General features: G+C 47.4%; 24 protein-coding genes and 1 pseudogene. 19 read left to right on the top strand and 6 right to left on the bottom strand.

The window, feature by feature from the left end; translation table 11 throughout:
* Positions 1-1,015: 1,015 nt before the first annotated feature.
* The 8 genes from ACI3EW_RS03645 to ACI3EW_RS03680 are packed head-to-tail and all read left to right on the top strand — an operon-like array spanning position 1,016 to position 6,543.
* On the top strand, positions 1,016-1,630 hold the full coding sequence (locus tag ACI3EW_RS03645; protein ID WP_485663288.1) for a class I SAM-dependent methyltransferase: 615 nt from the start codon (positions 1,016-1,018) through the stop codon (positions 1,628-1,630).
* A 1-nt stretch (position 1,631) separates the two neighbouring features.
* Positions 1,632-2,240, top strand: a complete 609-nt coding sequence (locus ACI3EW_RS03650) for a class I SAM-dependent methyltransferase (RefSeq protein ID WP_118533472.1) — start codon at positions 1,632-1,634, stop codon at positions 2,238-2,240.
* 9 nt (positions 2,241-2,249) lie between these two features.
* The gene (locus ACI3EW_RS03655; protein WP_118533474.1) at positions 2,250-3,113 is read left to right on the top strand and encodes an MBL fold metallo-hydrolase; all 864 of its coding nucleotides are present in this window, start codon (positions 2,250-2,252) and stop codon (positions 3,111-3,113) included.
* A complete protein-coding gene (locus ACI3EW_RS03660) occupies positions 3,110-3,811 on the top strand; it encodes an L-2-amino-thiazoline-4-carboxylic acid hydrolase (protein ID WP_118533476.1) in 702 nt (233 codons plus the stop codon). The genes ACI3EW_RS03655 and ACI3EW_RS03660 overlap by 4 nt, the downstream gene beginning before the upstream one ends.
* Positions 3,811-4,584, top strand: coding sequence for an alpha/beta fold hydrolase (locus tag ACI3EW_RS03665; RefSeq protein WP_118533478.1), 774 nt, complete (start codon positions 3,811-3,813; stop codon positions 4,582-4,584). The genes ACI3EW_RS03660 and ACI3EW_RS03665 overlap by 1 nt, the downstream gene beginning before the upstream one ends.
* Positions 4,585-4,595: 11 nt before the next feature.
* Positions 4,596-5,438, top strand: coding sequence for a class I SAM-dependent methyltransferase (locus ACI3EW_RS03670; protein ID WP_118533480.1), 843 nt, complete (start codon positions 4,596-4,598; stop codon positions 5,436-5,438).
* A complete protein-coding gene (locus ACI3EW_RS03675; RefSeq protein WP_485663289.1) occupies positions 5,435-6,361 on the top strand; it encodes a ketopantoate reductase family protein in 927 nt (308 codons plus the stop codon). The genes ACI3EW_RS03670 and ACI3EW_RS03675 overlap by 4 nt, the downstream gene beginning before the upstream one ends.
* Positions 6,358-6,543: a hypothetical protein gene (locus ACI3EW_RS03680; RefSeq protein WP_118533484.1), complete on the top strand. Its 186-nt coding sequence runs from the start codon at positions 6,358-6,360 to the stop codon at positions 6,541-6,543. Before ACI3EW_RS03675 ends, ACI3EW_RS03680 begins: the two co-directional genes overlap by 4 nt.
* 104 nt (positions 6,544-6,647) lie before the next feature.
* On the opposite strand, the gene ACI3EW_RS03685 is transcribed toward ACI3EW_RS03680, so the two are convergent.
* The gene (locus tag ACI3EW_RS03685) at positions 6,648-7,085 is read right to left on the bottom strand and encodes a MerR family transcriptional regulator (RefSeq protein ID WP_118533486.1); all 438 of its coding nucleotides are present in this window, start codon (positions 7,083-7,085) and stop codon (positions 6,648-6,650) included.
* A 105-nt stretch (positions 7,086-7,190) separates the two neighbouring features.
* Here ACI3EW_RS03685 and ACI3EW_RS03690 point away from each other — a divergent pair, with 105 nt between their 5' ends.
* The 7 genes from ACI3EW_RS03690 (at position 7,191) to ACI3EW_RS03720 (ending at position 13,788) form a co-directional block, all read left to right on the top strand.
* A complete protein-coding gene (locus ACI3EW_RS03690) occupies positions 7,191-7,730 on the top strand; it encodes a flavodoxin family protein (protein WP_118533488.1) in 540 nt (179 codons plus the stop codon).
* A 3-nt stretch (positions 7,731-7,733) separates the two neighbouring features.
* The gene (locus tag ACI3EW_RS03695; RefSeq protein ID WP_118533490.1) at positions 7,734-8,498 is read left to right on the top strand and encodes a carboxymuconolactone decarboxylase family protein; all 765 of its coding nucleotides are present in this window, start codon (positions 7,734-7,736) and stop codon (positions 8,496-8,498) included.
* The gene (locus ACI3EW_RS03700; RefSeq protein ID WP_485663358.1) at positions 8,495-9,472 is read left to right on the top strand and encodes an alpha/beta hydrolase; all 978 of its coding nucleotides are present in this window, start codon (positions 8,495-8,497) and stop codon (positions 9,470-9,472) included. The genes ACI3EW_RS03695 and ACI3EW_RS03700 overlap by 4 nt, the downstream gene beginning before the upstream one ends.
* A 410-nt stretch (positions 9,473-9,882) precedes the next feature.
* Entirely contained in the window at positions 9,883-11,010 is a 1,128-nt protein-coding gene (locus ACI3EW_RS03705) for an aminotransferase (protein WP_118533496.1), read from the top strand.
* Positions 11,011-11,027: 17 nt separating this feature from the next.
* Complete coding sequence (locus ACI3EW_RS03710; protein ID WP_118533498.1) at positions 11,028-12,011, top strand: ornithine cyclodeaminase family protein; 984 nt, start codon at positions 11,028-11,030, stop codon at positions 12,009-12,011.
* A 545-nt stretch (positions 12,012-12,556) separates the two neighbouring features.
* Complete coding sequence (locus ACI3EW_RS03715; protein WP_118533528.1) at positions 12,557-13,150, top strand: sugar O-acetyltransferase; 594 nt, start codon at positions 12,557-12,559, stop codon at positions 13,148-13,150.
* 137 nt (positions 13,151-13,287) lie between these two features.
* Positions 13,288-13,788, top strand: a complete 501-nt coding sequence (locus ACI3EW_RS03720; RefSeq protein ID WP_002594812.1) for a hypothetical protein — start codon at positions 13,288-13,290, stop codon at positions 13,786-13,788.
* 18 nt (positions 13,789-13,806) lie between these two features.
* Here the strand turns inward: ACI3EW_RS03720 and ACI3EW_RS03725 are convergent, their stop codons facing one another.
* From ACI3EW_RS03725 to ACI3EW_RS03735, 3 genes are all read right to left on the bottom strand, one after another.
* Positions 13,807-14,709 carry a TlpA disulfide reductase family protein gene (locus ACI3EW_RS03725; RefSeq protein ID WP_118533500.1) on the bottom strand — a complete coding sequence of 301 codons (903 nt, stop codon included), beginning with the start codon at positions 14,707-14,709 and terminating at the stop codon, positions 13,807-13,809.
* A gap of 182 nt (positions 14,710-14,891) precedes the next feature.
* Complete coding sequence (locus ACI3EW_RS03730; protein WP_118507524.1) at positions 14,892-15,779, bottom strand: 4Fe-4S binding protein; 888 nt, start codon at positions 15,777-15,779, stop codon at positions 14,892-14,894.
* Positions 15,772-15,915 carry a CD1871A family CXXC motif-containing protein gene (locus ACI3EW_RS03735; RefSeq protein ID WP_009263530.1) on the bottom strand — a complete coding sequence of 48 codons (144 nt, stop codon included), beginning with the start codon at positions 15,913-15,915 and terminating at the stop codon, positions 15,772-15,774. The genes ACI3EW_RS03730 and ACI3EW_RS03735 overlap by 8 nt, the downstream gene beginning before the upstream one ends.
* 93 nt (positions 15,916-16,008) lie before the next feature.
* Between ACI3EW_RS03735 and ACI3EW_RS03740 the strand changes: the two genes are divergently transcribed.
* From ACI3EW_RS03740 to ACI3EW_RS03755, 4 genes and pseudogenes are all read left to right on the top strand, one after another.
* A complete protein-coding gene (locus tag ACI3EW_RS03740; RefSeq protein ID WP_182426874.1) occupies positions 16,009-16,689 on the top strand; it encodes a response regulator transcription factor in 681 nt (226 codons plus the stop codon).
* Between the two features lie 74 nt (positions 16,690-16,763).
* Positions 16,764-17,843: an ATP-binding protein gene (locus ACI3EW_RS03745; RefSeq protein ID WP_346011277.1), complete on the top strand. Its 1,080-nt coding sequence runs from the start codon at positions 16,764-16,766 to the stop codon at positions 17,841-17,843.
* Positions 17,844-17,992: 149 nt separating this feature from the next.
* Positions 17,993-18,814 (top strand): annotated as a pseudogene (locus ACI3EW_RS03750) (site-specific integrase); the annotation flags it as partial.
* 419 nt (positions 18,815-19,233) lie between these two features.
* Complete coding sequence (locus tag ACI3EW_RS03755) at positions 19,234-19,605, top strand: DUF2500 domain-containing protein (protein WP_117505042.1); 372 nt, start codon at positions 19,234-19,236, stop codon at positions 19,603-19,605.
* 282 nt (positions 19,606-19,887) lie between these two features.
* Here the strand turns inward: ACI3EW_RS03755 and ACI3EW_RS03760 are convergent, their stop codons facing one another.
* Both ACI3EW_RS03760 and ACI3EW_RS03765 read right to left on the bottom strand, forming a co-directional pair.
* A complete protein-coding gene (locus ACI3EW_RS03760) occupies positions 19,888-20,439 on the bottom strand; it encodes a helix-turn-helix domain-containing protein (RefSeq protein WP_118533508.1) in 552 nt (183 codons plus the stop codon).
* Between the two features lie 70 nt (positions 20,440-20,509).
* Positions 20,510-20,953: an Rrf2 family transcriptional regulator gene (locus ACI3EW_RS03765; RefSeq protein WP_118533510.1), complete on the bottom strand. Its 444-nt coding sequence runs from the start codon at positions 20,951-20,953 to the stop codon at positions 20,510-20,512.
* Positions 20,954-20,969: the final 16 nt, after the last annotated feature.

Here is a 20,969-nt window from a genome sequence, read left to right on the forward strand (position 1 = left end):
AGTGTGTACGATAAATATCACTGATCGGATTTTTTACGCCTCGTTTTCGGGGCGTATTTTTTATTGTTCTCTTTGGCAATCCAGTAGGCATCGGTCAGAGCTTTATAAGCTCCTTCGATGACATCTTCGCTTAATTCGCCGCCAGCGAACATACCGGTCACTTCGCTGACCAGTTCTTCAATATCTTTCGCTGCTTTTGCGCCGCCTTTTTCATGAGCTTCTACGACATAGGTGCCGCTGCTTCTCAGCAGGTACTCGGAGCCTCTGACATGTTACGGATGGCGTTTTTATGACAAGGATCAGGTAAAAATAGACACTTTCTGTGGTGTCTTTGATGTTTCGAGATCAGCAGCTGCTATCCGATTGGAACAACTGGGCTATCTGAACCGGAAAAAGGATTATGAATATCGTGATCCATTGGAGGTGTGGCCATGAGTAGGAATATCAGAGTATCGGAACCATCTGCGGAAATGCAGATTAAAATCATCCGGGCAAAGGATGCGGTTGCTTCGCAAAAGCCCAGGACTGTCAGGTGCCCTTATCGCCGACACAATTCAATCTCGAACTATCCTGCATCCTCCATGTCAGCACGGATTATCCTCTGATGGGCAGCGAGCCAAGCAAAGAGGAAGTCAAAAATGATCTTTTGAGCATTATTTCGGAGCTGTCTACGATTGCGAAGAAAATCTAATCGTGCTCTGCGTTTGGAAATGACAAAATAGAGATACTATCCCATTGCAAAAAAGAAGTGAGCACGATATAATATGGATAAGAAGGCAAAAGTCACCGCAATGGTGTGAAAATAGATTTTGGCTGTTTCCATAAGGAAGTAGATCGAGAGGCGTTATCCTCAGTGGCTGAAAATACAGATGTGTGATGCTTGCAGCAAGCTATTTGTATAAGCCGAAAGGCCGCAGAAATGCGGCTTTTCCTAAATACATGAGTTAGCCAAACCTAACTTGTCAAAGCGCGCGTGCTGCTTAGATAAATCTAACCACAAAAAGGAGAGACAGCAATGCGAGAACACAAGAATTTCTGGGACAAAAATGCAGGTCTGTATGACTGCTTTATGCGAAAAGACAGGGCAGTATACGAGAAAATGTATGAGCTGATCTGTCCGGTCGTGAAAGACAAAACAGTGCTGGAGGTGGCTACCGGAACGGGACTGATCGCCAAGCACATCGTAAAAACAGCGGCACACATCGAGGCGACGGATGCCTCCGTGGAGATGATCGCCGAGGCAAAGCGGGATAATCAATCTACAAAGCTGCACTTTTCGGTGCAGGATATATTCCGCCTGCCCTATGCAGACAAGTCCTTCGACGTGGTGATCGTGTCCAACGCGCTGCACATCGTGCCGCAGCCGGAGAAAGCCCTTGCCGAGATTCATCGGGTGCTGAAGGACGATGGCGTGCTCATCGCGCCGACCTTCACCCACGCGGGGAACTCGTTTTCCGGCAAGGTCAAAGCCTTTTTCATGAATCTGGCAGGCTTTCCTCTCCACAGCAAGTGGACGAGTGAAGAATACCTAAAATTTCTGCAACAGAATGATTGGACAGTGCGAAAAAGTGTTGTTCTAAAGGCCTCTTTTCCGCTGACCTATACGGAATGTGTGAAATCGGAGGTGTGATATGACCTTCTTTGAAAACACCCGCAAGCCCGTAGGTTTTAGCGGGAAGATCATGGTTGCTATGATGAACTTTGGGCACAGCGCAATGGCAGTGTGGGGATTGCATTTTTTGCAGCCTGCCCCGGATGCCATGGTGCTGGACTGCGGCTGCGGCGGTGGAGCGAACATCAAAAAGCTGCTGAAGCTGTGTCCCAAGGGCAAGGTGCAGGGCATCGACTATTCGGCAGTCAGTGTAGAAAAAGCACGAAAGGTCAATGCAGGTGCTATTGCAGCAGGGCAGTGTACTGTGCAGCAGGCAAGTGTAGCAGAGTTGCCGTTTGAAGCGGAGCAGTTTGATGTAGTGACCGCATTTGAAACGGTCTACTTCTGGCCGGAACTTGCGCAGAATTTCAGAGAGGTTTATCGAGTGCTGAAGCCCGGCGGAATCTTTTTCATTTGTAACGAAGCAAACGGCGAAACAGCAAAAGACGACAAATGGACGCGAATCATTAACGGTATGACCATCTATACGGATGCTGATCTGAAAGTGTATCTGGAGCAAACAGGCTTTGGCAGGGTTCAGAGTCACAAAAATAAAAAGGGATGGCTGTGCGTCACAGCACAGAAATGAGGTGCGATCATGTCGAAAAAAGCAACGGAATTTCAAAGAAAAGCAATGAGCCGGATGTACCGGGGCAAGGAGATCTTTAAGCCTTTGAACACCGGCTGGATCGATGAAAATGTCGCTTGTGTGCGAGAGTGGGTGGCAAATATCTTCTTCTACCGCAAGGGCGATACCACCATTATGATTGATGCCGGATACAACTATGACCGTCTGGCGGAGAAAATGAGCTGGCTCGGTATCGACCCGCATTCCATCCGGCACATCCTCATCACTCATCAGGACACCGACCATGTAGGTGCGGTGGAGGCGGACAGTCCGGGACTGTTTCGGGATGCTGCGCTGTATATTGGCGAGATCGAGAACTGCTATCTGACCGGCGAGGTGCGCCGCAGGGTCATTTACCACCTTTACAAGCTGCCGCAGGTGACGATCAACAATGAAAAAGTGCTGCTGCACGACGATGAGGTAATCGACATCGACGGGATCAGAATCGAGTGCTTTCTCGTTCCCGGTCATACATGGGGACACATGGTATACCTTGTGGACGGGAGATATCTCTTTACCGGCGATACTATCTGGTTCGGCGCGGACGGCGGCTACAGCTTCATTTCCTCGTTGGCGGAGGACAATAAGCTGGCTGTGCAGTCACTGGCGGAGCTGGAGCGGAAACTGCGCGCACGTGGGCTACATCCATATTTCATCACCGGTCACACGGGATGGACGGACAATTTCGCCTTTGCGTTTGCCCACAAAGACAAGCGCTGTTCACCATTCAAAAAACGAGTACACGACCCATCGTCGCCCTATGATGCCTACGACGAATCGGACGACACCGAAGAAAATGCAAAGAGCGGTTTTCTGAAAGGCGTGGGAAGATGAAGGACAGCGAATTACAAATTGACCATAGCTGCCATGTGCTATACTCCAAAACCTGCAAGAAGGAGATACAGTCGAAAATCGCCCTGCATTACCCGGAAGCGGAGCGGGAGATGATATGGGAAAAGGTGCAGCGGCAGTATGTAGATTTCCTTTCGGACTGGCGCAAAAATCTGGGCGGGAAACGGAACTTTCACAACGGCGCAGGCGGCACCTATGACTGCATCGCTATCATGAGCTACTATGTAGTCTGCAAACCGGTTACATCCTTCCGTGAGATCGAGAAAATTGAGGAAAATCTGATCCTGCCGTCCTTCCGCAAACTGAAATTCGTGAACTGTAATAAGCCGTTCTGGAAAAAACTGATGCACATGGCGTTTCTACGGGCAAAAGCGGGCTGTGACAAGTGGCACGATTATGAAATGACGGTGGCTCCTTACGAAAAGAACAAGCCGATCTATTATGAATTTACCGCCTGTCCCGCAGCGGAATTTGCTATCAGAAACGGCCTTACAGAGATCATGCCCGCCCTGTGCAATGTGGATTTTGCAGCGATGGAGTTGCTTCACGCAAGGCTGGTGCGGACGACCACCTGCGCGAATGGCTGTAAGTGCGACTACACCATCTGCGGCGATCAGGACCCATACTTAAAGGAACATCCCGAATACCGGGACGAAAACGGATACAGGAGGAACAGGTAATGCTGTTTCAAACATACGGCGACAGGAATCATCCTGCTGTTTTGTTTTTTCATGCAATGGGCGTGACGGGGGAGAGCAGCGAACCGGTTGCGAAATATTTACAAGATCGGTATTTCTGCATTCTGCCTACCTCCACCGTGTACTGCAAAGGGCAGAAATATGTCAGCAAGGCGGACGAGGTTCGTCAAGTGGAAGCATATCTGAAATCGCAGGGAGTGGAACACCTTGAACTGGTTGTGGCTTCTTCGATCGGTGCCGATCTTGCCATGGCGTTTTTGACAAGTACGAAGCTGCCCATTGGATACGTTTTCTTCGACGGCGGGCAGTTTGCGCAAATCGGGAAAGGAACGCGCCGCGTGATGGCACCGTTTTTGTATCTGGCCATCAAGAGCCTGTATTGGTCAAAGGGCGGCACACTGAAAAAGATCCTGTGGTGTGATGATGATTCCATAAAGCCGTATTTTATAGCCGCAGGGGAAAATCTGACCTACACAAATTTGCGGCGGCAGCTTTCGGACAGCCTGGAGGATAAACCCTTTCCGTCACTTCCCGAAGAACTGCAAAAGCAGATCTATTTTGAGTTTGGCAGCATAGAAGATCATTTCAAATACCGTCAGGCAGTGATGGAAGCCTACCCCTGCGGCCATTATCCCGTGTTTGAGGGATACAATCATATGCAATATCAGATACGCGATCCGAGGGGCTTCGCTGAAATGCTGACATCTATCGCCGAGCATAACGGTATGCCGAAACTGCCATTTATCAGAAAGTGAGAGAACCCGATATGAAATACAAAATCGAGAAAAACACCGTGCAGGAGACGTTGATCCTCCCGCTATATTCACGGAAGCTGTGTACGGAGTTGTATCCGAACCTTTACCGGGACGAAACGGCGGTGCGTCTGATCGACCAGATCGACTACGACTTTTCAGAGGCAGAGAAAAATTCCCGCAGCCTGATGCAGCGTTTCGGTGCGCTGGAGGTCGCCATGCGGCAGAATGACCTTGCCTTTGAAGTGCAGGCGTACCTGAAAAACCACCCCTGCGCGGCAGTGGTCAATCTGGGCTGCGGGCTGGATAACACCGGTAGAGCCTGCGACAATGGCAGATGCAAGATCTACAATCTGGATTTCCCGGATGTGATTGCCTTGCGGCAGCAGCTTCTGCCCGCCGGGGAGCGGGAGCAAAACATCCCCTGCGACCTGAAAGACCCCGCATGGTTTGACAAGATCGATGCCTCCGGCGGGGCGGTGTTCTTTGCCTCCGGGATGTTCTATTACTTCCTGACGGAGCAGGTTCGGGAACTGGTGCAGGGGATGGCGGACGTTTTCCCCGGCGGAGTGCTGGTCTTTGATGCTGCCAACCGTACGGCGGTGAAGATGATCGCCAAAACGTGGCTCAGGACGGCGAAAATCAAGGATGTGGGAGCATATTTCGCGATTTCGGATGCGAAAAGCGAGCTTTCCCCATGGGATAGCCGTTTGCAAGTGTCCAGCCGGGGCTATATGCTGGGGTACAACGATTTGAAAGATCCTTCTGTCAGCGGCTTTTTTCGGTTTCTTGCAAGGGTCGGGGACAACGGGATGAAAATGCAGATCGTGAAGATCGGATTTGGAGGCAAGCTATGAAAATTCTGGTATATGGTGCAGGCGTTCTGGGGTGCAATCTGGCAAGAAATCTGCTGCGCGCCGGAAAGGATGTCACTCTGCTTGCGCGGGGAAACTGGGCTGCGGAGATCAGGCGGAACGGCCTGCGGATCAAGGATAAGTTTTCGCTTTGCACTTCGGTCAGCCGCATTCCGGTGGTGACTGAACTTGCACCGGATGCAATGTACGATGTGATCTTTGTGGTCCTGCGCTATACACAGCTGGATTCCGTTCTGGACACGCTGTGGGCGAACCGGACGAAGAACATCGTTTTTGTGGGGAACAATGTGCAGGCGAGGGCGCTGGCGGCGGCGCTGCCGGAAAAGAACATCCTGTTTGCCTTTGCGCTTTCTGCCGGGCATCGGGAGGCTGACCGGGTGGTCTCCATCGACCTGAAGAAGATCACCATCGGGCAGCTGACGGGTGCAACCTCCAATAAACAGTCGATCGGGCGCATCTTCCACGGCACAAAATATAAGGTCGTTTACGAGCCGAACATGGAGGATTATCTGCTCTGCCATGCTGCGTTCGTGATGCCGGCGGCCTTCGCCTGCTATAAGACGGACGGCGACCTGAAAAAGCTCAGGGGAGATACCGCGTACCTGAACCGTGTGCTGGATGCCAACATCGAGGGATACCGCGCCATCCGAGATGCCGGGCACACCATTCTGCCCAAGGAGGATGCAGACTTTGAAGGGGAGAAATACCGCAAGACCTGCCTGCGCTTTTTCAAGCTGATGTGTGCCACCTCGCTGGGCAAGCTCTGCGCCTCCGACCACGCAATGAACGCCATCGATGAAATGAGTGCGCTGAACCGGGATCTCAAGAAATTTTTCGATGCGAACAGCGCAGCCTACCCGGTGTGGCAGGCACTGGAAGCGGAAGCCGGGAGGTATCTGCAATGAAATACGCTGGAATGCCCTTTGGAATGTGGGCGCTGTTTGCCGGTTCCTTTCAAAAGCAGCTGACCGCGGTGCTGGGCTATGATGCAGACACTGCAAAAGCCATACAAGGATTCAAAACTGCGTGTGGGATGTCCGGCGATTTATCTTGCTCACTAACTTGGTCACTGACTAAGTTTTTCTGACTACCAGTTTACAGAAAACAGAATAGAATCGTCTTCGATGCCTCGTTGGGAAACCAACGGGGTATTTTTTGCTCTGAATCAGACGATACATAGCACGGGAAGGGTTAGCTATGCGCGTTTTCATATGCTTTTTGGATTCCCTCCGGCAAGTGGTCGGGAATCAGTGCCTTTAGTCTGTCCTCGCTGCCGTCTTGGATTGCCTGCTCATAATACCAGCACTTGAATTTCAGCATATCCAGCGTCCGGTTCATCTGCTCAAGCTCTGCTTCCATGTGCACCCGTTGCGCCTCAAACATCGCCTTTCGTTGCGAGTAGGTGGACGGCCCTTCTACACACCAATCCATGAATTGCCGGATGTCCTTGATCTCCATGCCGGCCTTTTTCAGACATTCAATGACCCGGAGTGCTTCAATCTCCGTGTCACCGAATTTGCGGATGCCGGATACTCGTTCCATGTTCGGAAACAGCCCCTGCCTATCATAATAGCGCAGCGTGGAGATAGGCAATCCGAACATCTCTGCCACCTGTCCAATTGAATACATAAATCTCCCTCCAAAAATCTTCAAAAATATCTTGACCTAAAGTTAGGTTTAGGTGATACCATGAGAATACCACAGAGAATATCAAAACGCAAGGAGTGTTCTACGATGAATAAAAAGGTACTAATCATTTCCTCAAGTCCCCGTAAGGGCGGCAACTCCGAAACGCTGGCGGCAGCGTTTGCCAAGGGCGCACGGGAGGCGGGCCATCAGGTAGAAACTGTGTATCTGCGAGAAAAGCAGGTTGGCTTCTGCAAGGGCTGTCTTGCTTGTCTGAAGTTGGGGCACTGCGTCATCCAGGACGATGCCGTGGAAATTGCCGCCAAAATGCACGATGCAAATGTGCTGGTGTTCGCAACGCCCGTCTACTATTACTGCGTCAGCGGTCAGCTCAAGACTATGCTGGACCGTGCCAACCCATTGTTCGATACGGACTACGCCTTTACGAAAACCTACTTGCTGGCAACAGCGGCAGAGGACGCACAGGAGACTTTTGCGGGCACAGAGAAAGCCGTGCAGGGCTGGGTAGACTGCTTCCCACGCTGTGCGCTGGTGGGCACAGTGTTTGCAGGCGGTGTGAACGGCGCGGGTGAGATCGCCGGACATCCTGCACTGGAGCAAGCTTATCAGATGGGCAAGGAGGTGTGAGCCATGGCAGTTAAACAAACGGCAGGCAGAGAGGCTCTGGGGGAATTCGCTCCCAAATTTGCGGAATTGAATGATGATGTGCTGTTCGGGCAGGTGTGGAACCGGGAAGACAAGCTTTCCCTGCGGGACCGCAGCATTGTAACAGTGGTGGCGCTGCTGGCGCAGGGGCTGACGGATTCGTCCTTTCAGTACCATCTGACAACTGCAAAGAATAACGGCGTGACGAAAACGGAAATTGCGGAGATCCTGACTCATGCGGCATTTTATGCAGGCTGGCCCAAGGCATGGGCTGCCTTCCGTATGGCAAAGGAGGTATGGGCGGAGGACGATGCTGCCGACGCAAAAGCCAAGCATCAGAATGAAATGGTCTTTCCCATCGGCGCATCCAATGATGACTTTGCGAAATATTTTATTGGACAAAGCTATCTCGCACCTCTTTCTACGCAGCAGGTCGGTATTTACAATGTGACCTTTGAACCCGGCTGCCGTAACAATTGGCACATTCATCACGCCAAAAGCGGCGGCGGACAGATTCTCGTCTGCGTAGCCGGGCATGGTTACTATCAGGAATGGGGCAAACCGGCACAGGAGCTGCACCCTGGCGATGTAGTAAATATCCCTGTGGGAGTCAAGCACTGGCACGGTGCTGCGCCGGATAGCTGGTTCTCTCATCTGGCGGTAGAGGTTCCGGGGGATGAAACCTCCAATGAATGGTTGGAAGCCGTGGACAACACAGCATATTTTAAGGCAACAGGCAAGGAGGTCTGAATATGGAAAAACTGAATCTGACACAGGAATGGGACAAGGTGTTCCCGAAAAGCGACAAGGTGGATCACAAGAAAGTAACCTTTCATAACCGCTACGGCATCACCCTGGCGGCGGATATGTACACGCCGAGAGGCGCAGAGGGCAAGCTGCCCGCCATTGCCGTCAGCGGTCCGTTCGGTGCGGTAAAGGAGCAGTCCTCCGGTCTGTATGCGCAGAAAATGGCAGAGCTTGGCTTCTTGACGATTGCCTTCGATCCGTCCTACACCGGCGAGAGCAGCGGTACACCCCGCTATGTCGCTTCGCCGGACATCAACACCGAGGATTTCTGCGCAGCGGTAGACTTCCTTTCCGTGCAGGAAAATGTTGACCCGGAGCGCATCGGTATCATCGGTATCTGCGGCTGGGGCGGCATGGCGCTCAATGCCGCAGCCATTGACACCCGCATCAAAGCTACCGCGGCTATGACCATGTACGACATGACCCGTGTAACGGCCAACGGATATTTTGATGCGGAGGATTCTGAGCAGGCACGCTTTGAGAAGAAAAAAGCCATGAATGCACAGCGCATCGAGGATTATAAAAGCGGAAGCTATGCGCTGGCAGGCGGTGTGGTCGATCCGCTGCCGGAGGACGCACCGCAGTTTGTAAAGGACTATTATGCCTACTACAAAACGCCACGTGGCTATCACTCCCGCAGCCTAAACTCCAACGGCGGTTGGAATGTGACTTCCTCGCTGTCGTTCCTGAATATGCCGATCTTGCAATACAGCAGCGAAATCCGCTCTGCCGTGCTGCTGGTACACGGGGAAAAGGCGCACTCCCGCTATTTCAGCGAAACAGCATACAGCAAGCTGACCGGCGATAACAAGGAATTGCTCATCATACCCGGTGCAAACCACACTGACCTTTACGATCAGATGGACATCATTCCGTTTGAAAAGCTCAACGCATTCTTTACGGAGTATTTGAGATAAAGCGGCATATTATGTGTTTTTGCGTAAGCATCTGGAGGAAGGTGTATATCAGGTTTCTGCTGTTTCTGCATCGGATGTACTGAAACGAAATATTTAAGCCATTGAAGTCTTGTGCCTTGGTGTGTAGGGCTTGATCAGCTTGTAACGAATATTAAGCTGCTCTAAGCTGTTTTCTAAGAGCGTTGGCTTGGAACTTTTTAGTACCAAAGTTCGGGAAATCGTCTTGACGATGTGCAGCTTGCATAGTATTATAAAGGTGTTTGAATATTGAAACCCTCTCCACCACCGGGTGGAGGCCAAAGGGCACACAGAGTTTTTCCGTAGGTACGGCATGGTTCACCATGTTATAAGGAAAAGCTCTGTGTGCCCTTTTCTTTTTTATCATGTACCATTACAAGGAGGAAAAAGCAATGAAAATCAAGCCGTTTGCCGTAGAAGAATGGATGAACGCCTGGGAGGTCGGTGCAAAGTATAACATCGCTGAAACATGTGTGGACTCCATCAGTATGAACGAGCTATTCGAGCTGACAGGGGAAGATAAGACGGAATTTTTGAATCGCTTGTGCGCACGCCGTCTGAGCTATGGCGATATTGAGGGTTTGCCAGAATTCCGTAAAGGTGTCTGCGGCCTTTACAAAACGCTGAACATTGAAAATATTGTGCCGACCCATGGGGCATCCGGAGCAAACCATCATGTATTCTATTCGCTGATCTCTCCCGGTGATCGTGTAGTGAGCATCATGCCGACATATCAGCAGCTTTATTCCATCCCGGAATCCTATGGAGCAGATGTTCAGATCCTTCATCTGAGTAAGGAAAACAATTATTTGCCGGACTTAGAAAAACTGCGCCGTTTGGTGACACCTAAAACAAAAATGATCTGCATCAATAACCCTAACAATCCTACGGGTGCGCTGATGTCTGAGCAGATGCTCCGGGAGATTGTGGAGATTGCGCGTTCCGCAGATGCCTGGATTTTGTGCGATGAAGTCTATCGTCACCTTTCACAGGAAGATGGCTGGTGTTCTTCCATTGTGGATCTGTATGAAAAGGGCATTTCGGTGAGCAGTATGTCAAAGGTTTTTTCTCTGGCTGGTCTTCGGCTTGGCTGGATTGCAACGCACGATATGAGCGTTGTAAAGAGCTGCCTTTCTCATCGGGATTATAATCTTGTGAGCTGCGGTGTATTCGATGAAATGCTGGCAGCAGCTGCGCTGAAGCACCGCGATAAGCTGCTGGAACGCAGCCGAAAGATCGTCCGGGAGAATTTGCAGATTCTGGACGATTGGGTCGGCAGCGAACCGCACGTCAGCTATGTAAAGCCGAAAGCCGGCACTACGGCATTGGTTTATTATGATCTGGACATTTCTTCCTACGAATTCTGCGAAGAAATGTACAAGAAGACCGGCGCGTTTGTGACTCCCGGTGACTGCTTTGAAGTGCCGCACAGTATGCGCATCGGTTATGCCTACGGAAAGCAGGATCTGATCGATGGCCTCAAGGCCATCAGCGAGTATATTGCAATGAAAACCCGGTAAAAGAAAGGAGAACCCCGATGAATATTCCCTATATTTCCGCAGAAGAAGTTCGAAAAAATCTTTCGATGGAAGATGCGATCCAATGCACAGAGAATGTTTATAAGCTGAAAAGTCAAGATAAAACCGTTGTATGGCCTACCATTTTCTATGAATTCGACCCTGGCCATGCAGATATGGATATTAAATCCGGTTATCTGCCGGAACAGCATATTTTCGGCCACAAGACGGTTGCGTTCATGGAAGCAAATGTGCAAAAAGGCCTGCCGGATCTTGTGGGTCTGATTGCCGTGTTCAGCTCGGAAACCGGTATGCCGCTTGGCCTTGTGGACGGTTCCTCTGTGACCGGAATGCGCACTGGTGCGGCAGGAGCTATTGGTGCAAAATATCTGGCAAGAAAGAATTCCCAGAACGCTTTGATCGTCGGCACCGGCAATCAGGCACCTTTCCAGATTGCTGCGTTGCTGAAGGTGTTTCCCACGCTGGAAACGATCCGGATCGCCAATCCGCATAACGCAGGACATGCTGCTGCATTTGCGTCGAAGATTCGCGCAATGCTGCAAACCGACTTTGCAATTGAGGCAGCCCCGGTAACCTTCGAAGGAGTTTCTGATTTGAAAGAAGCCGTATCCGACAGCGACATTATCATCACAATCACGCCTTCCCACACCCCGCTGATTCAAAAAGAATGGGTCAAACCCGGCACACATTTTTCCTGCATTGGTGCTGATATGGCGGGCAAAGAAGAAATTGATTCCCAAATTTTTGAGGATGCCATTGTTTTTGTGGACGACCTCGAACACTGCAGGAACGCCGGAGAAATTGAGATTCCCTTGAAGCAGGGCACATTGTCTGAAGATCGAATCTGTGGAGAGCTTGGTGATCTCATTCTTGGAAAGGCTGCGGGTCGTAAAAGCGATACCGACATCACGGTGTTTGATTCTACTGGCATGGCACTTTTGGATCTTGCCGTGGCAGATTTCCTGCTCAAGAAAAATATGTGAGAATGGGAAGAAGATGGAGCAACCCTAGCAAAATAATGATCTTCTGATTTTCAACAGAGAAGAAATGTTGGAAGAACGTGTTATCCGTTGCAGAAGTGCTAAACGATTCGAGGAGCGATACTTACGGAAAGGATTCGATGAGCATATGATCAATTTAAGCGATCTGGAAAAAAACCAAGCGAATTTTGTAAAACAAATCTTCGGATGCATGATGTGAAGTCGTATGATTTTGTGAAGCAGTATTTCAGTAACCCACAGCTCTTGGTGAAAGCCATAAAAGAGTATCGCAGAACAGCAAATATCCCCAAAGGAGAATACAGCTTGTCTGATTTGCTGAGATGATCGTCTTTGATGCCTCGTTGGGAAACCAACGGGGTATTTTTTTGCCCCAATCCGGCTGCACAGAGCACTGAAAAAACCAAAGCGAACAGTAGGTAGTCCTACAAGCGGACAAACAAATGAGGGCGGGAAAAGCAGCCTATTACACACCGACAGAGAATGTGGTATAATCCTTGAGAAAACACTGTATGGAAAGGACAAACACGATGAACGCTCTGGATATTATGAAACGCCCTGCCTCCTACGTCAGCGGCTATGAAAACACCCCCACGGAGGAACAGAACCGTGCAAGGCAACTGTGCTGGGAGTACAACCGCACCGCTCCCAACGAACAGGAAAAGCGGCGCAGCATCCTGCAGACCCTGCTGGGCACCTGCTCTCCCATGACCGGCATTCAGCCGGACTTCCACTGTGACTATGGTTTCAACATCCATACTCACGGCTTGGCGGTCATCAACTATAACTGTGTCATTCTGGATACCTCTCCGGTAAACATCGGAGCAGGTGCCTTTATTGCCCCCGGCGTATGCCTTGCCTGCTCCGGTCATGCCATCGACCCGGAGCAGCGCAGCCACGGCATTGGCACCTCAGCACCTATTACGCTGGAGGAAAACGTCTGGATCGGTGCAAATTCCACCGTCTGCGGCGGCGTTACCATCGGGGCAGGCTCGGTTATCGGGGCGGGAAGCGTCGTCACCCATGACATTCCCGCCGGTGTCATCGCTGCAGGGGTGCCCTGCAAGGTGATCCGCCCCATTACCGAAAAAGATAAGTTCAAGCCGGAGGATATTCTGTTCTGAGAAATTCAGATCGGAAACGCTGAAAAAACATACGCACAAGCTCTCCGGGGACATTTTTTGTTTTTCGCCATGCTTTTCTGCGGGGAGAAGGCATGGTATACTGGGAACGACAATTCGGAATTTGAGGAGGTGTTCATATGAAGAGAGCATTGCTTTTTATTTTCATGACGGTTTGTGTATTAGGAATGTCCGCCTGCAGCAGCAAAGACGCCATGCCAGAAACATCAGATTCTGCCAGCAATCCGGTTCAGAATACAGATATCAGTAATCTGAATGGAGGAAAAATCTGGTCTGAACAAGATATTGTGTCGATGTTCTCTCTTGTGCAAGAAACAGATTGGGAATACATAGACTGTGTTTTAATTCCAGATCATGCTAGTGACCGTGTTGGTGCAGTACTCTTCCGGAACGATAAGGAGCAAACAAGCAATGTTGCGTTCTTTGATGCAGACGGATACTTTCAACAGTATGGCACATATGCAAGAATGTCTGACGAACCTGATTTTCAGTATCTCGGAGGTGGTGCGGTAACATTTAAGCTGGAAACAGAAGATGGTATAATCTATAACTACACGATCACAATCTCGATCGATGACAGTAATGTGAATTTTAAAGCGGAAGATGATTTGCCAAAATAAATTTTTATATGTAGACCTCTATTTATTTGTGCTGTCTGCATCAATTACAGACTGAAGCTGCTTCATAAGGGCATCATAGTTGTCCTTGTTATCAATTCCGCCGAGCATTGGTTCGCCTACAATATTGCCATTTCTGTCAACAAGTATAGTTGTTGGAAAGGCCATGATTTCTGAGGCATATTTACCGGCAGCACTAGAGGAGTCAATTGACAGATTACGATATTTGACACCCTGGCTTTCAAGAACAGAGGCAGCCTCTTTGATAGCTGTTTTATTGCCATCGAAGGTCTCAGTGTTGATGCCAACAACTTCTCCGCCCATTGATTTGATAGCATCATTTAATTCGTTAAGCTTGGATAATTCAGCGACACATGGTTTGCAGCCGGTAAACCAGAAATTGACGACTGTTACTGCATTACCGGAAAACAGGCTGTCATCAACCTTATTGCCATCAAAATCCTCACCGGAAAAATCACTGAATACAGATGAGGCTTTAGAGCTGTCCTTCTTGTTATCGTCTGATGATGTATTTTTGTTTTCAAGCTCTGCTATCTGTTCCTCGATTTTTCGTATGGTTTCAATATCCTCATTAAGTGTTTTAAGCTCATCGTCTGTGAATGAATTCTTGTTTGATTCTACGGTACCGACAAGATAATCAGCATAATTTCCGTTTGGATCGGCGTCACTTTTGTTCATCATGCCAAATGCCTTGTTCCACACATCAGCGTGATCTGCAAAAAGTTGATTTTCCTGCTGATATAAATCATCAAGCCTGGAATCTGATTTGCCAGATGCTTCTGAGCCGGCTTCAGTCTGAGTGTTCTTAGAATCTGTTGTGGAAGCTTGCTTTATGCCACATGCTGTAAGTGATAATGCTATGCAGAGTGTAAAAATAGAAATAAATGATAATTTGTTTTTCATGAGTAATTTCTCCTTTAAAATAATAGTAAAATGGTAACTTTTCAGTAGGTCTGCGCACATGCTGCGCTGACCGTAAGAACACATAGGCTAGAAAGCAAAAATCCCATCAGCGAAGCTGATCTGGAATGGATTTTTGCTCGTAACTATGAAGGTACTGAATAGTTACGTAAAATGTTTAATAGCTATCTGTTGTCATTTTTTTGACATGATTTTCCCATAAACCGGTAGCAGATGGCGTCCTTCGGACAGGCCTTTATGCAGGCACCGCAGCGTATGCACTCGAGGTGATCCGGTGTCTTACACACATCCACATCCATCTTACATGCCTTTGAGCATTGACCGCATCCGACACATTTGCTGCTATCAACGGTGATTTTGAGCAGGCTGACCTTATTAAATAATGAGTAGATTGCTCCAAGCGGACAAATCCATTTACAGAAGGGCCTGTAAAATAAGATACTTAGTACAATCACTGCAATTAAAATCATACACTTGAAAGAAAAAAGCTTTCCCAGCGCAGAACGGATAGCAGCATTTCCAATAGATAACGGTATAGCACCCTCTAAAACACCCTGAGGACAGATATATTTGCAGAAGAACGGGTCTCCCATTCCTATAGAGTTCGTTACAAGCATCGGAAGAAGTATAACGAAAACAATAAGAATGACATATTTTAGGTACCTAAGAGGCTTTAGTTTGGCTGTGGATAATTTCTTTCCGGGGATTTTATGAAGTAAATCCTGAAACCATCCAAATGGGCACAAAAAACCACATATAAATCTGCCGAGAGTTACACCGAGTAAAATAAAAAATCCGGTTATGTAGTATGAAAACTTAAATTTTGATGATCCGACAACTGCCTGAAATGCCCCTATTGGACAGGCTCCTGTCGCGGCAGGGCAGGAGTAGCAGTTTAATCCGGGTACGCATACTGTTTTTGCATTGCCCTGATATATTTTACCCTTAAATAAATTTGGAATATGAATATTGGTCAGCAGCGTTGCTGCGGCCTGTATCCAGCCACGTATTTTTGCCAGTTTTCTTGATAGTAATTTCTTTTCCTTATCCAATTCCGACACACTCCAGACATAGTTTTATTGCTTTACCAAGCACTGTAGCCGCCTCACCTCTGACTGCACCATAGCTTATCATGGATACACCAAGGATAAGCAGAATGATTTGACATGTTTTTTGGTATTTCAACATAATGTTGCTCCTTTTTGTTGTATTGTTGACCAGCTGACTTTGGTATTATACAATATAGGTTGTAAAATTATTGTTAAGAAGCAGGAGAACATTTTGAGATTATTAATTGTTGAGGATGAGAAACAAATATGTGATATGGTTGCAAAGAGTCTGTATGCTGCCGGTTATGAGGTGGATACCTGTTATGATGGGAAAGAGGCTCTTGAATGTATACTGTCGGAGAATTATGATCTGATAGTTTTGGATTTGAATCTGCCGGGGATGGATGGCATGGAGCTTCTTAAGGAGCTTAGAAAATACAATGATGAAACTAAGGTTTTGATATTATCTGCAAGAGGTCAAATTGCTGATAAGGTAGAGGGACTGGATGCAGGAGCAAATGATTACATGGAAAAACCATTCCATCTGCAGGAGCTTGAGGCACGTATCAGAAGCCTGACAAGAAGGAAATTTGTACAGAATGATATATGTCTTAAATGCGGAGAAATAAAGTTTGATACGATTAAACGCGAGGCATATGCAAAGGAAGAGCCGGTTCCACTGACAAGAAAAGAGAATGGTATTTTGGAATATTTACTTATCAATATAGGCAGACCGGTGAGTCAGGAGGAGCTGATAGAGCATGTGTGGGATGCCGCGGCAGACAGCTTTAGCGGAGCAATCAGGGTACATATGTCTTCACTTAGAAAAAAGCTTAAGGCGAAGCTGGGATATGATCCCATTCAGAACAAGGTAGGTGAAGGCTATAAAATACGGGAGAAGTCTGATAGATGAAAAGAATGTCGCTACAGTGGAGACTTACGTGCATTACTACATTGTGTATTGCTATTATATGTGGCTGCCTGACTATGTTTGTCTATAAAAATGGTGTGCATTACATCGATTCTCTGCAGGATGCGGTAGAGTCACAGGGGGATGAAAAAGGAAACAAATCAGATGAAATATATATCAGCATACCGGACGATAAGTGGGATGAGTTTGCGGATAAATTTTCGGTTCAGGTGTACAATAATAAGGCCGACTATAAAAGAAACAGTCTGATAATCACGGTTTTGCTGGCGCTTTTGGGAGGTGTCGTCACTTATTTTATAAGCGGGCATGCACTCAGACCAATCAGGGAGTTTTCAGATAAAATTGAAGAGGTACAGGCTCAGAATCTGTCTGATTCAAGAATAGAGGAAAACAATGTTAAGGAACTGAACCAGCTGGGTATTTCTTATAATAAGATGCTTGAGCGTCTGTCGGAAGCATTTGAGATACAGAGACAGTTTACTGCAAATGCAGCACATGAGCTGCGTACTCCATTAGCGTTAATGCAGGTACAGCTTGATTTATATAATTCTGCCTCTCACCCGGGAAATGATGCAGACACTTTGCAGACCATAAAAATGGTTACGGAACAAACTGATAAATTAAACAGGATGGTAAAGACTCTTCTTGACATGAGTGAGCTTCAGACGGTGGGGAGGGATGATAAAATTATATTGGATGCTATTGTTGAAGAGGTTTTGGCAGACCTTGAGCCTCTTGCCGTGGAAAAGAATATAAAGCTGATTGGAAAATGTGAGGATGCCACTATGATAGGCAGTGATATCCTTATTTACAGGCTTGTATACAATCTGGTTGAGAATGCCATCAAATATAATCATCCGCTCGGACAGGTTACAGTAACCGCATATCAGAGAAACAAGCATGTTTATCTGTCTGTAGAAGATACGGGAAGCGGAATACCAAAGGAGCTTAGGGAGAGAGTGTTCGAGCCATTCTTCCGTGTGGATAAATCCAGAAGCCGGGAGCTGGGTGGCGTAGGGCTAGGTCTTGCTTTTGTCCGTGAAATCGTTAGAGTACATGATGGCAGTATTTGTATCAAATCAGGCAAGACTGGGGGAACGATTTTCGAGGTGACTTTTGCACAGCATTCAATGTAGCGTTCCATTTTACACATTTGTCAACGCTATTAAAACAGATTTGCTAAATGAGAAAAATAGAATAATTTGTTATTTGAGTAGAACTTTTTCTGTAAATAGCTAATAACAGCAAGGTCTTCTATGGTAAAATATAAATCATAGGAGGCCTTCCAAAACAGTTAATCAGTTTCAATCCGATGCAGTATATTAAGCTGAAAAGGCAGGCAGAGGAAGTTGATCTCTTTTCCGATGATGAAGTCGAAGAAGGCACACAGCCGATCTCACATGAAGATTATGAACGGCTTATCAAGTACCTGGAAAAGAAAAATCCACCTGCGATCCTTCCAATCCAGATTGCATACTATGCAGGACTTCGTATCGGGGAAACCTGTGGTCTTACATGGCAGGACATCAACCTTGAAGAACAATGTCTGACCATAAAACGCAGTATCCGTTACGACGGTGCAAAGCATAAAAATGTGATTGGAACAACCAAGCGAAAAAAAGTAAGGATTGTTGATTTTGGAGATACGCTGACTGAAATATTGAAAACAGCCAGACGGGAACAACTGAAAAGCCGGATGCAGTACGGAGAACTTTACCACCGCAACTACTACAAAGAAGTTCATGTAAAAAACAGGGTGTATTATGAATACTATCACCTTGACGGAACGCAGGAAGTCCCAGCAGATTATAAAGAAATATCCTTTGTCTGCCTCAGACCGGATGGCAGTCTGGAACTGCCGAGTACACTCGGCATTGTATGTAGGTCAGTGTCAAAGAAGCTGGAAAGATTTGAAGATTTTCACTTTCACCAGTTACGGCACACCTACACCAGCAACCTGCTCTCAAACGGGGCAGCTCCCAAAGATGTACAGGAACTGTTAGGACATTCCGATGTCAGTACCACAATGAACATTTACGCTCACTCAACAAGAAAAGCAAAGCGGGATTCCGCAAGACTTCTTGATAAAGTAGCGAGCAACGCTTAATAAAAAATCCCCTTATTTCCCTTGCGGATTCCTCACAAGGGCAAAAATAAGGGAAAATACATATCATTTCACTATCTAATTGGCTGAAAAACCTGTAAAATAATGAAAGTTCAGGAAATCTCTCCACAAATTCCGATTTGTCGATGCCAAAAGGACAAAACAGTATATCGCGGAGGCAATGGCATGAATAAATTCTATGATTTATTAAAATATATTATCTATGCGAGTTTCTACGTGATTGTGATTAAAACGGGTATGGATTTCTATGAGTATAAGCGCTTTCCGAAACTATACGAATCGAATTCTGCACCGTGGTATACGGAAGCGTTACTGTATTGCGTCGCTTCTTTTGCGGTGATCATCGTATGTTTCGCGCTTAGAGTAATCATAAAGCGAAAGATGAAGAAGGGGTGAGTCATATGTTTATGCTGTTTGAGTTTATGTTTCCAATTATCTTCGTAATGGTTTTCGGCATGATCATCCTCCAGTTTGTAGCAGGAATCGGAACATGGCATAAAAACAATCAGTCACCGCGTTTGTCGGTGAGCGCAACTGTAGTTGCAAAGCGAGAAAACGTATCGCATCACAGCCACCCAAATGGAGGTGATCCATCTGGTGCGCATGGGTATCATACGACCTCGAGTACCAGTTACTATGTAACATTTCAGGTGGAGAGCGGTGATCGGATGGAATTGCAGGTTTCTGGTAGGGAATATGGAATGCTGGCAGAAGGAGACATTGGGAAACTTACTTTTCAGGGGACGAGATATCTATCATTTGAGCGTGTGTGATGGTAGTGTCAAATAATCTATGAAAAACTGAGTCAAATAAAAGGCTCAATTGAAGGATACCTTTATTATTCGGCGCGGTGGAACGGAAATCATCATACAGGAAGGTAAACTGCTGAATCGGGAGATACTGTCCAGTGGTACAGCAGAAGGAATTGAGACCATTAGGGCAGCCAACATCAAGAAAAAGGGAACATAAAAAGGCAGAGCATTGCTAATGCTGCAATGTTCTGCTTTTTATGTTTGTGTTAGGCTTTGCTGGCAGTAGTCTACCAGAATTTCTCATTACAGTGTTTTGCTAAAGGAATCAGATGGAGCCATACTCTGGATTTTCCTGTATTCTCTGGGTGACATTTTGACTATAGACTGAAAAGCGCTTGAAAACTTTCCCTGGGTTTGGTAGCCTGCCTGGGAAGCAATATCCGCAATAGTGGCATTTGTTTCCCGTAATAATTTCATAGCCTGACGCACCCGAAATTCCTTCATATAGGTGGCGATAGGCTGGCCGTAGACTGCCTTGAATATCTCCTTTAGAGTAGAGGTGTTTATCAAATACTGTTTGGAAAGTTCTGCAATCGTAAATCGTTGATCCAAGTGCTCTGTCAACTGTTGATGAATTTCTTTTATCAATTCGGTTTGCTGGGAGAAGTATTGAGTCAGTTCTTTATGCTCCGATTTCATGTTGCTCAAATAAATCAAAATTTCCAGCACCTTCAATTTCAAGAGGGGGATTCGAACGGACACAGGAGCAGACAAGAGTGGGGCAAAAATATGCTCTAAATCGGAACAGGACAGGATTGCGGATGGCTTCTTGCAGTAGCGATCCTCTTCAATCATTCGCAAAATACGGGGTATAGGCCTCTCCGGTTCTCAGTATAGTCCCGCAAGGAGGTTCCGTATTTCCCGTTCAGAAGAATTTTTGTCCCAAATGGAAGAGTTTCATGTGATATTGTTCCAGCACATCTTTCAGCGTGATTTCTTGCATTCTTTGTTCCGCTGTTTTTTGAATGTCCAAGTAAAAATCCCGCAGCACCAGTTGGATATTTACACCCACGCCACAGGCAGGATTGGTGTGGATGTCCTGATGGAGCAGGGGCTTGTTGCCCTCTACTGCCCGATAGGCATCCAGCAGAGTGATTTTCTCCGGCTCACGAGCCAGAGCAGGTCGGGGATGTCCCTTCACGCTGACCAGCAGTCCACCCTTCCGCAGGGCGGACATGAGCTGACGCACATAGGCAGGATTCGTCTGAATGCTCTCTGCCAGCTTGTTACTGGTCAGGTCACAGTCTGGGTACAGAGCGATAAAAGCCAGAATATGAACAGCATCGCTAAGGCGGGTGGGATATTTCATGGTCTGATCTCCTTTT

The organism is Pilosibacter rotomagensis (genome assembly GCF_045062245.2).
In the GTDB taxonomy this organism is placed as follows: domain Bacteria; phylum Bacillota; class Clostridia; order Lachnospirales; family Lachnospiraceae; genus Pilosibacter.